The following is a 13,799-nucleotide window of genomic DNA, read 5'->3' on the forward strand; positions in this document are numbered from 1 at the left end:
CCATTTCATCGTCCAACAAAATGGGTGCAGTACAGGTGAATGCAAATTTCCCGGGGCTTTCCACTTTCTGTCCCTCAACAATGCTCAAGACAGAAAGTCTTAAGCACCCGCCGCACATCTTATCCCTCTGAATTAAAATGCAAAGATGTAATTCCTTTTCGCGAAAATTACATTATTTCTGCGAGCCGCTTTCCAGAATGATAATTTCTATTTCTTATGAATTAATAGAAAATAAAAAGGGAGTGAATATATCACTCCCTTTATTCAACGATAAATTAACGGCTTCAACCCATTGCGCTTTCGCGCAGTCGGGCTTTCAGCTTGTTATATTCGTCGATCACGTACTGTTCCGCCGCGTGCTGATCCGCAATCGGCTCAACGTTGACGGTGCAGTATTTATACTCCGGCGTTTTGGTTATCGGGCTTAAGTTCTCCGTTACCAGCTCGTTGCAGGCACCAATCCACCACTGATAGGTCATATAGACCGCCCCTTTGTTTGGACGATCGCTGACCTGCGCACGGGTGATGATCCGCCCTTTGCGCGAGTTCACCCACACCAGCGCTTCATCCTCAATACCGAGCCGTTCCGCATCGGCGGTGTTGATCTGCGCGTAGCCGGGCTCGTCCGCCAGCGCGGCCAGCGCGGCGCAGTTGCCGGTCATCGAACGACAGGAGTAGTGGCCCACTTCACGTACGGTGGAGAGCACCATTGGATACTCATCGGTGAGTTTATCGATCGGCGCGACCCAGTCGCAGGTGAAGAACTGCGCCAGCCCATTCGGGGTGTCGAATTTCTCCTTAAAGAGATAGGACGTTCCCTGATCGGCCTCCGACTCGTCCCGGCACGGCCACTGGATGTAGCCCAGCTCGCCCATTTTTTCATAGGTAGCGCCGTAGAAGTCCGGACACAGGCTGCGCAACTCATCCCAGATCTCCTGGGTGTTGTTGTAGTGCATCGGGTAGCCCATGCGGGTGGCGATTTCACTGATGATCTGCCAGTCCGTTTTCAGATCCCACTTCGGCTCGACCGCCTTGAAGAAGCGCTGGAAGCCGCGGTCGGCCGCCGTGTAGACGCCTTCATGCTCGCCCCAGGAGGTCGACGGTAAAATGACATCCGCCGCCGCCGCGGTTTTGGTCATGAAGATATCCTGGACAATCACCAGCTCCAGATCCTCAAACCCTTTACGCACTGCAGAAAGCTCGGCGTCGGTCTGAAGCGGATCTTCACCCATGATATAGGCCGCACGCACTTCGCCATGCGCCGCGCGGTGCGGCAGCTCGCTGATGCGATACCCGGTGTGTTCCGGCAGGCTTTCCACGCCCCACGCCTTCGCGAACTTGGCGCGGTTTTCCGGGAACTTCACGTACTGGTAGCCCGGATAAGTATCCGGCAGCGCGCCCATATCGCAGGCGCCCTGCACGTTATTCTGACCACGCACCGGGTTCACGCCAACGTGCGCTTTACCCAGATTACCGGTCAGCATCGCAAGGCTGGTGAGCGAGCGCACGGTTTCCACGCCCTGGTAGAACTGGGTCACGCCCATACCCCAGAGAATGGCGGCGGTTTTTGCCCCGGCATACATTCTGGCCGCCTGACGAATCTCCTGCGCGCTGACGCCGGTTATCGCTTCGACGGATTCAGGCGTATAGCCCTCGACTATTTTCTTATACTCTTCAAAGCCTTCTGTACGGGTCGCGACAAACGCCTGGTCGTACAGGTTCTCCTCAATAATGACGTGCCCCATTGCGTTCAACAGCGCGATGTTTGAGCCGTTTTTCAATGCAATGTGCATATCCGCAATGCGCGCGGTTTCAATTTTGCGCGGATCGCAGACGATGATTTTCGCCCCATTCTGTTTAGCGCGAATAACGTGGTTCGCGACGATAGGGTGAGAATCCGCCGGGTTATAACCAAAGATGAAGACGAGATCGGTATTATCTATCTCGTTGATGGCATTACTCATTGCGCCGTTACCGACCGACTGGTGCAGACCTGCAACCGATGGGCCGTGTCAGACGCGAGCGCAGCAGTCGACGTTATTGGTACCAATAACGGCGCGCGCGAATTTTTGCATCACATAGTTGGTTTCATTTCCCGTCCCGCGGGAAGAGCCGGTGGTCTGGATGGCATCCGGGCCATACTTGGCCTTAATGGCACTCAGGCGCGTGGCGACATAATCCAGCGCCTCGTTCCAGGAGACGGCTTCCAGCTTGCCGCCGCGCTCGCGGCGGATCATAGGGGTTTTCAGGCGCGGGGTAAGGATTTGGGTATCGTTAATAAAATCCCAGCCGTAGTACCCTTTCAGGCACAGCGTGCCCTGGTTGGTTTTCCCCTGCGCGGCCTCCGCCCGGACGATTTTGCCGTTATCGACCACCAGGTGGATCTTGCAACCTGAGGCACAATAAGGGCAAACCGTGACGACTTTTTTAATCAGTCTGCTCCAGTTAATCGAATCGTTCGCACCCACTATGCAGCTTCTATGCCATGTTTTTTGTATGGGTATCCCCTGACTTTACGGCCCATCCGGGGTGAAAACCCTGACAAAAAGCAGTCAATCGTCAAAATTGACGTGTCGACAGGGCAGCGGATGTGACATGGGTTGAATTTCCGTCACTGAAAAAACCTTTTGACTGGAGCCGACGTCAGAATAGTTCAGACTTAACATAATCCCCTGACGGAAGCATACGATGAAACCGGCGATTCTGGTGGTTGATGACGATACGGCAGTCTGCGAACTGCTTCAGGACGTGCTGAGCGAGCACGTCTTTAGCGTGCTTGTCTGCCATAACGGCCAGGATGCGCTGCGCCAGGTTCAGCAGGAGCCGAATATCGCTCTTGTGCTGCTGGATATGATGCTGCCGGATATCAACGGCCTGCAGGTTCTGCTGCAGCTGCAAAAGCAGCGTCCGGCGCTACCGGTTGTGATGTTAACCGGCCTGGGCAGTGAGTCAGACGTGGTGGTGGGGCTGGAGATGGGGGCCGACGATTATATTGGCAAACCGTTCAACCCGCGCGTGGTGGTCGCCCGGGTGAAAGCGGTGTTGCGCCGAACGGGCGCGCTGGCGGCAGAAGCCTCCGCAGCGCCCGTCGCGGGCATTGCGTTTAACGGATGGACGCTTGATACCACCCGCTGTGAGCTGATTGATCCGCAGCGTAATACCGTGCCCTTAACCCAGGGCGAGTACGGCCTGCTGCTGGCGCTCACGCAAAATGCCCGCCGGGTGCTGAGCCGCGATCGGCTGCTTGAGCTGACCCACAGCGAAAGTGCCGACGTGTTCGACCGCACGATTGACGTGCTGATCATGCGCCTGCGCCGGAAAATAGAGGCTAACCCGCATCAGCCTGCGCTCATCAAAACCATCCGCGGGTTGGGTTACGTGTTTGCCACTGACGTGAGCCGGCCCGAACAGGCGGCATAAGGCTTACGTTATCGCCGGAACAATGATGGCGGCAAAAATCGCGATGATGCACAAATACTTGAGGGCGTAATAGGCCTTACGGTTCCTTTTTTTCAGACGCTGCCCCCGTTCGCGGCCCGCATGAACGTATTTAAAAATGCGGTTAATGCCGCCGGTGCTGTCATTCTCGTCATTCGGTGACCTGGCCGCAGACATCAGCGTGGTTCCCACCCAATGGTTAACCGCCTGCGCCCAGCGCCATTTCATCGGACGCTCGATATCGCAGAAGAGAATAATGCGCGTTTGATCCGATTTATTTTCTGCCCAGTGGACGTAGGTCTCATCAAAAATAACGGCTTCACCATCCCGCCAGCTGTGGCGCTGCCCGTCGACTTCAATAAAGCAGCGATCGTCATTCGGGGTGAATAAGCCCAGATGGTAACGAACCGAGCCCGCATACGGATCCCGGTGCTTGCCAAGCTTTGCACCCGCCGGCAGCTCGGCAAACATGGCCGCCTTCACCGAGGGGATTTCACTCACCAGCCGGGTCGTCACCGGGCATAAAGACTGCGCGGAGGGATGGGCATCGGCATACCACTTCAGATAAAAACGTTTCCAGCCGCGTTTAAAAAAGGTGTTAAAGCCAGCGTCGTTATTATTTTCCGCTGCCTTAATATGATGCTGCAAACGCAGCGCCTCTTCGCGAATAACCAGCCAGTTTTCCGTCAGCTTATTTAATTCCGGGAAGCGCTCTGTTTCAAAGAAAGGCTGCCTGGCGGGCAGGGAAGAAAACGCCGTCATAAACATATTGATGGGCGCCATAAACGTCGAATGGTCGAAGAGCTGACGGGAAAGCGTCTGTTTTTCTTTGCCGCGGGAATGCGCATAAATAACGCTGATAATGAAAATACCGATGATGATGACTGCGAACATTTTTCCCTTGTCCTCTTTCTATCTCATTTCGGAAAAGCGTGCGGACAGAGTGCTGCCCACGCCGAATATGCCAGATGGAGAGAGTGTAGTTCGGGAATATAAAATTCATAGAACTGTAATGAAAAATCGCAATTATTGTTAAATTAAATGCTCTCGCGAATAAACGCCTGCAGCTCGGCCAGCGTTTTTGCGCCGTCAATCGCATTGGCGGCCAGCAGGCTTGCCCGCGCGCAGGCGTGCGCCAGATAAATACTCTCTGTTAGCGGGAGCGATTCATGGCAGCCGTATAAAAAGCCCGCGCAAAAGGCATCGCCCGCGCCGACGCTGCCAATAATCTCTTCCTGCTCCAGCATCCATGACGGGATCCAGCGACCCTCTTCACCGCGAGCTTCTCCCCATGCGCCTTCCGGACAGTGGATCACCACCCGCTGGCGTACGCCGGCCGCCAGCAACTGCGCCGCGGCGTCCGCGATATGGGCAATATGCGGGGCGTCGTTTTCGTCACGCATTGTCAGGCCGCTAAACTCACCGGCCTCCAGCTCGTTAATCACCAGATAGTCGAGATGGCGAAGGGCAGGGAGCACCAGCGGCTGATAGCGCGGGTCGCCCTTACGGGAAACCAGATCGAGCGAGGTTTCATACCCCTGGTCACGCATCTGCGCCAGCAGCCGCGCGCTGCGGGTGCCAAATTCGTCATCGGGCATATCCAGGCTGTCGAGCAGCAGGAGATAGCCGAGATGGAAGATCTTCATCGATCCGTCTAAGCGATCGAAGGCGGGAAGATCCAGCAGGCGGTTGGCCCCCGGCGAGTGGAAAAAGGTGCGCTGTCCGCTGGGGTCGGTCATCACCTGCGACATGGAGGTTGGCGCAAAGGTGGTGCGCTGTACGCGCTGGCGGTTGACGTGGTACTGGTCGAGCATCGCCAGAATGTAGTCCCCGTCGCTGTCTTCGCCAATCAGCCCCACCGCCTGCAGCGGCAGGCCAACGTGCATTTTTGCCAGCGTCAGCAGGACGTTGAGCGGCGCGCCGCCGGTTGAGCGTTCGCTGTGGGTGATTTCCGCCAGCCAGCCGCGCTCCGGCCACTGCACGATCTGGTGGACGTGGTCCACCAGCATATTGCCTGCGGCGATGATGCCTTTGCGTTCCATCATGCCTGCCCCGCGCTGCCGAAGATGCGCATCTGTTCGGCGACCGTATCGGTAATCGCTTCTTCAATGCCGAGCAGCAGTTCGGCAAACTCGTCGTACAGCGGCTGGCGGTTCGCCATGCGCTGCTCCACGGCGGCGAGCGCGGCCTGCGACATGCCGGTATAGAAATTGATTTTATGAATGCCCAGCTCGATGGCGCGGCGGAAGTCGGCATCGCTAATCCCGGAGCCGCCGTGTAAAACCAGCGGCAGCCCCGTCTGCTGACGAATGGCGTCCAGACGCGGGAAATCGAGCTTCGGCTCGCCCCTGTATTTGCCGTGCGCGTTACCGATAGCCACCGCCAGCGCGTCGATGCCGGTTGAATCGACAAATTCGCGCGCCAGCTGTGGGTCGGTGAAGAAGGCTTCATCCGCATGTCCGTAAAGCGCGCCGCCTTCATCCCCCCCGACCGCGCCCAGCTCCGCCTCCACCGAGACGCCCACCGCGTGGCACATCTTCACCACTTCCCGCGTCTGGCGGATGTTTTCCTCATAGCTCAGCGTAGAGCCATCGAACATCACCGAGCTGAACCCTAAGCGCAGGGCGCGCACGACGGCGTCATAATGCAGGCCGTGGTCGAGGTTGAGCACCACGGGAATAGCGTGGCGAGCGGCCTCGAACTTCACCGCTTCGACAAGGGAATCCAGCGACACGTACTTAAAATGCACTTCCGCGATGTTGATGATAAACGGCGAGCGTTCCTGCTTTGCGGCGGCGAATAGCGCGCGCAGGAAGTGGGAGTCGAGCACGTTAAACGCGCCCAGCGCATAGCGGTGTTGTCTGGCGTGCGCAAGACCGTCGGCAAGAGAAATCAATGGCATCATTCACCCCTTATATCCGGAACAGGTTGTACTCGTTGCACAGCACCAGCAGTGCCGGTTCGTCTTCTTCGATGTTGTTATAGCGGGCAACCGGCTGCAAAAAGTGGTTGTCGTGTTCATCGTCATTAACCGAGGAGACTTCCCCCACCAGCACGTCGCCGAAGCCGCGTTCGCCCCAGAAACTGTGGTAAAGAGTGGGCGTCAGGCAGATGCTTTCCCCTGGCGTGAGGCGCAGCTGGCTGCCGGGGGCGTGGGTCTGGCGGCAGCCGTCGACGGTGACGGTCACGTCGGTGTTTTCCGTCTCTTCATGCGCTCCGGCATTCCATAACTCAATGATCAGATTCCCGCCGCCCCGGTTGATGATGTCTTCGCGCTTGCGCCAGTGAAAATGCATCGGCGTCACCTGGCCGTCGCGCACGTGCATGATTTTTTCGGCATAGCTTTTTTCATAAGGCACGCCGTTGGGCGAGCCGTTGCGCAGGGTGAACAGCGTCAGGCCCTCAGCGGCAAAGTTGTTGCCGCCGAACGCCGTCACGTCCCAGCCGAGCTTGAGATCGAACACTTCCTGCCATGCGGCCTGGTCTAGCTGCTGCCATTTCGTTGGCGGAAAGCTGGCAAAAGGCGGGAGATGAACGTCGTGCATGGAGAAAAACTGCCGCGTGTGGCCGAGGATTTCATTGATGTCGGAGCGTTTCATGGGGACTCCTTGAAAACAGTTCCCTCTCCCTGCGGGAGAGGGAAAAGGATCATTTAACCGTCCAACCCTTATAGGTACCGACGTTCTTTTTATCGATCATCGTCACCGGGATCAGCACGGGCGCTTTCGGCGCAGGTTTGCCCTGAAGAATGTCATAGCCAATCTCCACCGCTTTTGCCGCCATGACCTGCGGATCCTGCGCCGGGGTAGCAACAAACAGCGAGTTTTCACGCTTCAGCGCTTCCTCACCGTCCGGTGAACCATCCACGCCAACGATAAAGAACTCGTTGCGCTGCGCCTGTTTCGCGGCCAGATCGGCGCCGATCGCGGTCGGATCGTTAATCGCAAACACGCCGTCGATCTTCGGATTGGCCGCCAGCAGGGAGGTCATGACTTCCAGACCGCCTTCACGACTGCCCTTGGCGTTCTGGTTATCCGAGAGCACCTTGATATCAGGATGTTTTTTGAACTCCGTCTGGCACCCTTCTACGCGGTTTTGTACCGCAGAGACCGGCGGTCCGTTGATGATCACCACGTTGCCTTTCCCTTTCAGGCGGTCGGTAATGTACTTACAGGCCATCTCACCCGCCTGGGTGTTATCGGAGGTGATGGTGGCATCAGCCCCTTCCGCCGCCACGTCAACCGCCACGACCACAATCCCGGCGTCCTTCGCGCGCTTCACCGCCGGGCCGATCCCTTTGGAATCCGCGGCGTTGAGGATGATCATGTCCACTTTCGCGGCAATGAAGTTGTCGATCTGCGCCACCTGCTGGCCCAGATCGTACCCGCTGGAGACCAGCGTCACCTTGACGTTATCGCCCGCCAGCTTGCGCGCTTCCAGCTCGGCACCTTTGGTGATCTGCACGAAGAACGGGTTAGCCAGGTCGCCCACCGTCACGCCAATGGACTTCAGATCTTTCGCCTGCGCAAACGGCGTTGCGGCAAGCAGCGCGCCAGCACAGAGCGCGGTCACTAAGGGTTTCAAACGCATCTTGTCTTCCTCACTCGTAGGGTATTGTTGTTATGCACTTTGATGGTGTCGGGTACGGTATTTGTCGATCAGCACCGCAATGATGATCACCGCCCCTTTGATCACCAGCTGCCAGAAGTAGGAGACGCCCATCAGCGTCATGCCGTTGTTGAGGGTGGCGATGATCAAGGCACCGACCAGCGTGCCGGTGATCGTGCCGATCCCGCCGACGAAGCTGGTGCCGCCGAGGATCACCGCCGCAATCGCATCCAGCTCGTAGCCCGTGCCGAGGTTACCGTTAGCGCTGTAGAGGCGTGAGGCGCTCATGACGCCGCCGAGGCCGGAGAGCAGGCCACTCATGCCGTAGACAAACAGCAGCACCAGCCAGACCTTAATGCCCGTTAAGCGCGCCGCCTGCATGTTGCCGCCCACGGCGTAGATGTGAACGCCGAGCGTGGTGCGGCGCAGGATGAACCAGCACACCACAATGACCGCCAGGGCGATCGCCACCAGCCAGGGGATCGGGCCGAGGTAGTTATTGCCGATCCACTCGAAGTTGATGTTGGAGTTAATGACCGTCGTGCCGTCGGCCAGCAGATAGGCCGCGCCGCGCAGCGCCGTATAGGTGCCGAGCGTGACGATGAAGGGGGGCAGCCCGGCAAAGGCCACCAGTGCGCCGTTGAACAGGCCCAGCACCATGCCGAGCATCAGCGCGGCCGGAATGGACAGCCCGGCGAATTCGGGAATGAGCGACACCACCATCGCCGCCACCGCCGTGGTGCCGAGAATCGACCCCACCGAGAGGTCAATCCCGCCGGTGAGGATAATAAAGGTCATTCCCGCCGCCAGCACGATGTTGATCGACGCCTGACGGGTGATGTTGAGCAGGTTGCTCTCAGTGAAGAAGTTGGGCGCAATAAAGCCAAAAACCGCCACAATCAGGATCAGAATCGGCAAAATACCGACCGTTTGCATCAGATCGCTCATCAGCATTTTTTTGGCGGAGGCGGATTTCGCCACCTGCTGCGGATGGGTTGGAGTTGTCATGATTGCACCGCCTGATGATGAGTGTCGTTCACGCCGGTTGCCAGCGTCATAATGTTTTCCTGAGAGATGTCGCGCCCGTGAAGCTCGCCCGCGATGCTGCCTTCCCGCATCACGTAAACCCGGTCGCTCATCCCCACCACTTCCGGCAGCTCGCTGGAGATCATCAGGATCGCCACGCCTTTGCGCGCCATCTGGTTCATGATGCGGTAGATCTCGCTTTTTGCGCCGACGTCCACGCCGCGCGTGGGTTCGTCCAGAATCAGAATGCGCGGGCCGATGGCGACCCAGCGGGAGATGAGCAGTTTTTGCTGGTTGCCGCCGGAAAGACCGCCTGCGCGCACCTGCGAATGGGGCACGCGGATATTGAGCAGGGCAATGGCGTCATCGGAAATGGACTGGGCTTTTTTGCGGTTCAGCCAGCCGAAGGTGGCGTCGCGCTCCAGCGTCGCCATAGTGATGTTCTCCTGCGCCGCCAGCTCCAGAAACAGCCCCTGCTCCTTGCGGTTCTCGGTGAGAAAACCGATGCCGTTTTCGATGGCCGCGCGCGGGGAGTGGATCACCACCGGCTCGCCGTCGACCTCAATCATGCCGCCCGTGGCTTTACGCACGCCGAAGATAAGCTGTGCCAGCTCGGAACGTCCGGCCCCCACCAGTCCTGCCAGCCCGACGATTTCGCCGGAACGCACCTGCAGGCTGCACGGCTGTACTTTTTTACCGTCGGTGAGGTGGTGGACGTTGAGACGCGGGCTGCCGAGGGGAATATCACGCTCCTTGTTGAACAGGTCGCTTAGCGGGCGGCCCACCATCATCTTCACCAGTTCCGACGCGTTCAGCTTGTCGCGCGTCAGGCTCCCGACGTATTGCCCGTCGCGCAGAACGCTGACGCGGTCAGAGAGTTCATAGACCTCCGCCATGCGGTGGCTGATATAGATGATCGCCATCCCTTCATCGCGCAGGCGCAAAATCAGTTCAAACAGGCGATGGGTTTCGCGGGAGGAGAGGGCGGCGGTGGGTTCATCCATCACCAGAATGCGGCTGTTGCGGTGCAGCGCGCGAGCAATTTCCACCTGCTGCTGTTCGGCGATGGTGAGCTTCATCACCAGATCGGTGGCGCTAAACTGCGCGCCGAGGCGGTCAATCACCGCCTGCGCCTGGGCGGCCATCTCCTTGCGCTGGACCAGCCCGCCGCGCGACAGCTCGCTGCCGAGGAAGATATTTTCGGCTACGGTCAAATTGGGCGCGAGCTGCATCTCCTGGTAAATCAGCGTGATGCCTGCGGCCAGCGCATCCTTCGGCCCTTTAATGTGAAACGGCTGGCCGTCGATCAGGATCTCGCCGCCGGTGGCGGTATAGGCGCCCGCAAGGATTTTCATCAGCGTGCTTTTGCCTGCGCCGTTTTCACCCATCAGCGCGTGGATCTCACCGGCAAAGACCGTCAAATCCACACCCTTGAGCGCGTGGAAACTGCCAAACGTTTTGGCAATGCTGCGCATCTCTAATACCGGGGTTCTGCTCATGGCGGATCTCCTGTGAATGCCGATTTCTGCACTTCATCACAGGTGCGTAAATGCAAAATGTCAGAAGCTGTTCATATTTGTCATAGTTATGAATAGCTAATCGCCATCACATTTTCCTTTTCCCTCTCCCTGTGGGAGAGGGCCAGGGTGAGGGCACCAAACCGCACAGGAGCCCAACCCCATGCCATCACGCCCCCCGTTCTTCGCCAGCGCCCGAGGCCGCCTGCTGATTTTCAATCTGCTGGTGGTCGCCGTGACGCTGATGGTGAGCGGCGTGGCGGTGCTCGGCTTCCGCCACGCCAGCCAAATCCAGGAGCAGGTCCAGCAGCAAACGCTGGACGACATGACCGGCAGCATGAACCTGGCCCGCGACACCGCCAGCGTGGCAACGGCGGCGGTGCGGCTCTCGCAGGTGGTAGGGGCGCTCGAGTACAAAGGTGAAGCCGATCGCCTGAAGCAGACGCAAATGGCCCTGCGCCACTCGCTGGAGCAGCTTGCGGAGGCGCCGCTGGCGCAGCAGGAGCCAGCCCTGGTGGCGCGTATTATTCAACGAAGCAATGAGCTACAGCAGAGCGTGACGGAGATGCTGGAGCGCGGACAGCGACGCCATCTGGAGCGTAACGCGCTGCTGAGCTCGCTGTACCAAAGCCAGAGCTACCTGCGCCATCTCCAGGATATCAACCGCCGCTATCACAGTAACGTACCGGATGCGCAGCAGCTGATGGAGATGGACCGGCTGATCGCCGCCGCCATCGATACCCCTTCGCCGCGTGCGACCGTTCAGCAGCTGGACGCGGTGGCCGCAACGCTGCCCCGGAGTGCCGCACAGCCGGTTGTGAAGGCGGTTCTGCCTGATTTTAATGCCGAGCTAGGTCAGCTCGCCCCGCTGTCGAAGCAGCTGGAGGAGAGCGATCTGGCGATAAGCTGGTACATGTTCCACATCAAGGCGCTGGTGGCGATCCTCAACAGCGATATTAATCAGTACGTTGAGCAGGTGGCGCAGGCCTCCCGGCTTCGCACGGCCCAGAGCCATCACGAACTGCAATCCATCAGCGTGTTTATCACCATTTTCGCCGTGCTGGCGCTGATCATCACCGGGTGTGCCTGCTGGTATATCTACCGCCATCTGGCCTCCAACCTGACGGCCATTTCCCGGGCGATGTCGCGTCTTGCTCACGGTGAACAGGATGTGTCCGTTCCCGCGCTGCAGCGGCGCGATGAGCTGGGCGAACTGGCGCGCGCGTTTAACGTTTTTGCCCGCAACACCGCCTCGCTTGAGCACACCACGCGCCTGTTGAAAGAGAAGACCACGCAGATGGAGATCGACCGCATTGAGCGTCAGGGGCTGGAAGAGGCGCTCCTGCACAGCCAGAAAATGAAGGCCGTCGGACAGCTGACGGGCGGGCTGGCGCATGATTTTAATAACCTGCTGGCGGTGATCATCGGTAGCCTTGAGCTGACCGACCCCGAATCAAACGACGCGCCGCGCATTACCCGGGCGCTGAAGGCGGCCGAGCGTGGCGCCTTGCTGACCCAGCGCCTGCTGGCGTTTTCCCGCAAGCAATCCCTGACCCCGCATGCGGTAGAGATGCAGCCGCTGCTGGAGAACCTCCGGGAACTGCTGCGTCACTCCCTCCCTGCCACCCTGACCCTGGAGATCGAAGCGCAATCCCCGGCATGGCCCGCCTGGATAGACGTTAGCCAGCTGGAAAACGCCATCATTAATCTGGTGATGAACGCGCGTGATGCGATGGAAGGGCAAAGCGGGGTGATTAAAATTCGCACCTGGAATCAGCGCGTTACCCGCAGCGACGGACGCAGGCAGGATATGGTGGCGCTGGAGGTCATTGACCGCGGCTGCGGGATGTCTCAGGAGGTGAAATCCCGCGTCTTTGAGCCGTTCTTCACCACCAAACAGACCGGGAGCGGGAGCGGGTTAGGCCTGTCGATGGTGTACGGCTTTGTCCGCCAGTCCGGCGGCCGCGTGGAGATCGAGAGCGCGCCGGGGCAGGGGACGACCGTCCGGCTTCACCTTCCGCGATCGACGCTACCTGTAGTTCCTGAAGATGAAACGCTCTCTGCCACCGCCTCCGTCGATAGCGAGCGGCTGGTACTGGTGCTGGAAGATGAAGCCGATGTCCGTCAGACCCTGTGCGAGCAGCTGCACCAGCTTGGCTACCTGACGCTCGAAGCGGAAAACGGCGAGCAGGCGCTGAACATGCTGGCGGCGTCGCCGGATATTGGCATGTTTATCAGCGACCTGATGTTGCCGGGAAGCCTGAGCGGGGCCGAGGTGATTAGTCATGTGCGCAGCCACTATCCGCAGCTTCCGGTGCTGCTGATCAGCGGACAGGATTTACGGCCCACGCATAATCCTCAGCTGCCGGACGTTCAGCTACTGCGCAAGCCGTTTACGCGGGTGCAGCTGGCGCAGGCGCTGCGGAAAATATGTTTTTAAATGCCCCTGTTTAGGATTTCATCAAGAGCATCGTTGACGCCGGTGATGTTAATCTGCGCAAAATTTAGCAGATTGGGATATAAAAGGAATTATGCCGGTACTCACAAAGGGGGACTCACAAATGATCGTGATGCCTACAACATACAGCCCGAGCACAATTGCCAGGTCGTTTAAACTCGTTGATGAGTTTGAGCTTTCCGGGCGAGTGCTACATGTTATTTTTGATAGCCAGACGCCAAGAGCTGCGATTATTGAAGCGGATATCGAAACCTTCGATGGGGTACCCCGGCATCGGGTTGTTGCTGCCCTGGATTTACAACGTAAAACGCATTTGGGTGAAGATATCATTGCCGTCGAGCGCTGTTGGGAAGATGCCAATGTTATTCAGGTAGAAGGTATCTGTGTTGATCCCGCCGAGCGTGACAAGGGACTGGCAACTCGCCTGTATGAAGCCCTGGTATTACAGTGTGGCGTGACACTTGTCAGCGACTTTGAACAATATGAGGGTGGGAAGATGCTCTGGCAGAAAATTGCCCGCGAGTCTGACCAAATCGCTGTATTTGTTCTTGATACCGAGCAGGGCGCATTTTGGCCGTATGATGGTAGCAAGGTTATCTATGACGGAGGGTGTATCCCCGAAGATCGTATCTGGAGCCATTCGCCGGATCAAAAATGCTACGGCATCGTCCTGGTCGCAGAAAATAAACAGCGTGCGAATCAACTGATGGAAGTCCCAGGACATAACTGAATTTGAGATTCCTCCGCTACCC

Annotated in this window: 11 protein-coding genes; 3 read left to right on the plus strand and 8 right to left on the minus strand. The window is 58.3% G+C overall.

The features are described from left to right. Positions 1-284: 284 nt before the first annotated feature. On the minus strand, positions 285-2,432 hold the full coding sequence (fdhF, locus tag HMPREF3143_RS23370) for a formate dehydrogenase subunit alpha (RefSeq protein ID WP_084832213.1): 2,148 nt from the start codon (positions 2,430-2,432) through the stop codon (positions 285-287). Between the two features lie 256 nt (positions 2,433-2,688). Here fdhF and HMPREF3143_RS23380 point away from each other — a divergent pair, with 256 nt between their 5' ends. Beyond that, positions 2,689-3,420, plus strand: coding sequence for a response regulator (locus HMPREF3143_RS23380; protein ID WP_023293508.1), 732 nt, complete (start codon positions 2,689-2,691; stop codon positions 3,418-3,420). A 3-nt stretch (positions 3,421-3,423) separates the two neighbouring features. Here the strand turns inward: HMPREF3143_RS23380 and lpxO are convergent, their stop codons facing one another. The 7 genes from lpxO to HMPREF3143_RS23415 all read right to left on the minus strand — a co-directional run bounded on the left by lpxO (position 3,424) and on the right by HMPREF3143_RS23415 (position 10,571). Further along, positions 3,424-4,332: a lipid A hydroxylase LpxO gene (gene lpxO, locus HMPREF3143_RS23385; protein WP_021242939.1), complete on the minus strand. Its 909-nt coding sequence runs from the start codon at positions 4,330-4,332 to the stop codon at positions 3,424-3,426. A gap of 143 nt (positions 4,333-4,475) precedes the next feature. Continuing rightward, positions 4,476-5,483 carry a carbohydrate kinase family protein gene (locus HMPREF3143_RS23390; protein WP_127353239.1) on the minus strand — a complete coding sequence of 336 codons (1,008 nt, stop codon included), beginning with the start codon at positions 5,481-5,483 and terminating at the stop codon, positions 4,476-4,478. Further along, positions 5,480-6,340, minus strand: coding sequence for a ketose 1,6-bisphosphate aldolase (locus HMPREF3143_RS23395; protein WP_039024743.1), 861 nt, complete (start codon positions 6,338-6,340; stop codon positions 5,480-5,482). Before HMPREF3143_RS23395 ends, HMPREF3143_RS23390 begins: the two co-directional genes overlap by 4 nt. 10 nt (positions 6,341-6,350) lie before the next feature. Beyond that, entirely contained in the window at positions 6,351-7,037 is a 687-nt protein-coding gene (locus tag HMPREF3143_RS23400; protein WP_023293504.1) for a D-lyxose/D-mannose isomerase, read from the minus strand. Positions 7,038-7,086: 49 nt separating this feature from the next. Beyond that, positions 7,087-8,028 (minus strand): ABC transporter substrate-binding protein, encoded by a 942-nt coding sequence (locus HMPREF3143_RS23405; protein ID WP_021242935.1) that lies wholly within the window; start codon positions 8,026-8,028, stop codon positions 7,087-7,089. Between the two features lie 30 nt (positions 8,029-8,058). After that, a complete protein-coding gene (locus tag HMPREF3143_RS23410; RefSeq protein ID WP_008500046.1) occupies positions 8,059-9,054 on the minus strand; it encodes an ABC transporter permease subunit in 996 nt (331 codons plus the stop codon). Further along, on the minus strand, positions 9,051-10,571 hold the full coding sequence (locus HMPREF3143_RS23415; protein WP_021242933.1) for a sugar ABC transporter ATP-binding protein: 1,521 nt from the start codon (positions 10,569-10,571) through the stop codon (positions 9,051-9,053). Before HMPREF3143_RS23415 ends, HMPREF3143_RS23410 begins: the two co-directional genes overlap by 4 nt. A 181-nt stretch (positions 10,572-10,752) precedes the next feature. On the opposite strand from HMPREF3143_RS23415, the gene HMPREF3143_RS23420 reads away from it, so the two are divergent. Beyond that, on the plus strand, positions 10,753-13,029 hold the full coding sequence (locus tag HMPREF3143_RS23420) for an ATP-binding protein (protein ID WP_070534361.1): 2,277 nt from the start codon (positions 10,753-10,755) through the stop codon (positions 13,027-13,029). A 121-nt stretch (positions 13,030-13,150) separates the two neighbouring features. Beyond that, positions 13,151-13,777 carry a GNAT family N-acetyltransferase gene (locus HMPREF3143_RS23425; protein WP_008500049.1) on the plus strand — a complete coding sequence of 209 codons (627 nt, stop codon included), beginning with the start codon at positions 13,151-13,153 and terminating at the stop codon, positions 13,775-13,777. Positions 13,778-13,799: the final 22 nt, after the last annotated feature.

The sequence above is a fragment of the Enterobacter sp. HMSC16D10 genome (genome assembly GCF_001807145.1).
GTDB classification, from domain to species: Bacteria; Pseudomonadota; Gammaproteobacteria; order Enterobacterales; family Enterobacteriaceae; genus Enterobacter; species Enterobacter roggenkampii.

Coding starts and splice junctions, on each gene's coding strand:
- HMPREF3143_RS23380 (WP_023293508.1), top strand. CDS start 2,689: ATGAAACCGGCGATTCTGGTGGTTGATGACGATACGGCAGTCTGCGAA.
- lpxO (WP_021242939.1), bottom strand. CDS start 4,332: ATGTTCGCAGTCATCATCATCGGTATTTTCATTATCAGCGTTATTTAT.
- HMPREF3143_RS23390 (WP_127353239.1), bottom strand. CDS start 5,483: ATGATGGAACGCAAAGGCATCATCGCCGCAGGCAATATGCTGGTGGAC.
- HMPREF3143_RS23395 (WP_039024743.1), bottom strand. CDS start 6,340: ATGCCATTGATTTCTCTTGCCGACGGTCTTGCGCACGCCAGACAACAC.
- HMPREF3143_RS23400 (WP_023293504.1), bottom strand. CDS start 7,037: ATGAAACGCTCCGACATCAATGAAATCCTCGGCCACACGCGGCAGTTT.
- HMPREF3143_RS23405 (WP_021242935.1), bottom strand. CDS start 8,028: ATGCGTTTGAAACCCTTAGTGACCGCGCTCTGTGCTGGCGCGCTGCTT.
- HMPREF3143_RS23410 (WP_008500046.1), bottom strand. CDS start 9,054: ATGACAACTCCAACCCATCCGCAGCAGGTGGCGAAATCCGCCTCCGCC.
- HMPREF3143_RS23415 (WP_021242933.1), bottom strand. CDS start 10,571: ATGAGCAGAACCCCGGTATTAGAGATGCGCAGCATTGCCAAAACGTTT.
- HMPREF3143_RS23420 (WP_070534361.1), top strand. CDS start 10,753: ATGCCATCACGCCCCCCGTTCTTCGCCAGCGCCCGAGGCCGCCTGCTG.
- HMPREF3143_RS23425 (WP_008500049.1), top strand. CDS start 13,151: ATGATCGTGATGCCTACAACATACAGCCCGAGCACAATTGCCAGGTCG.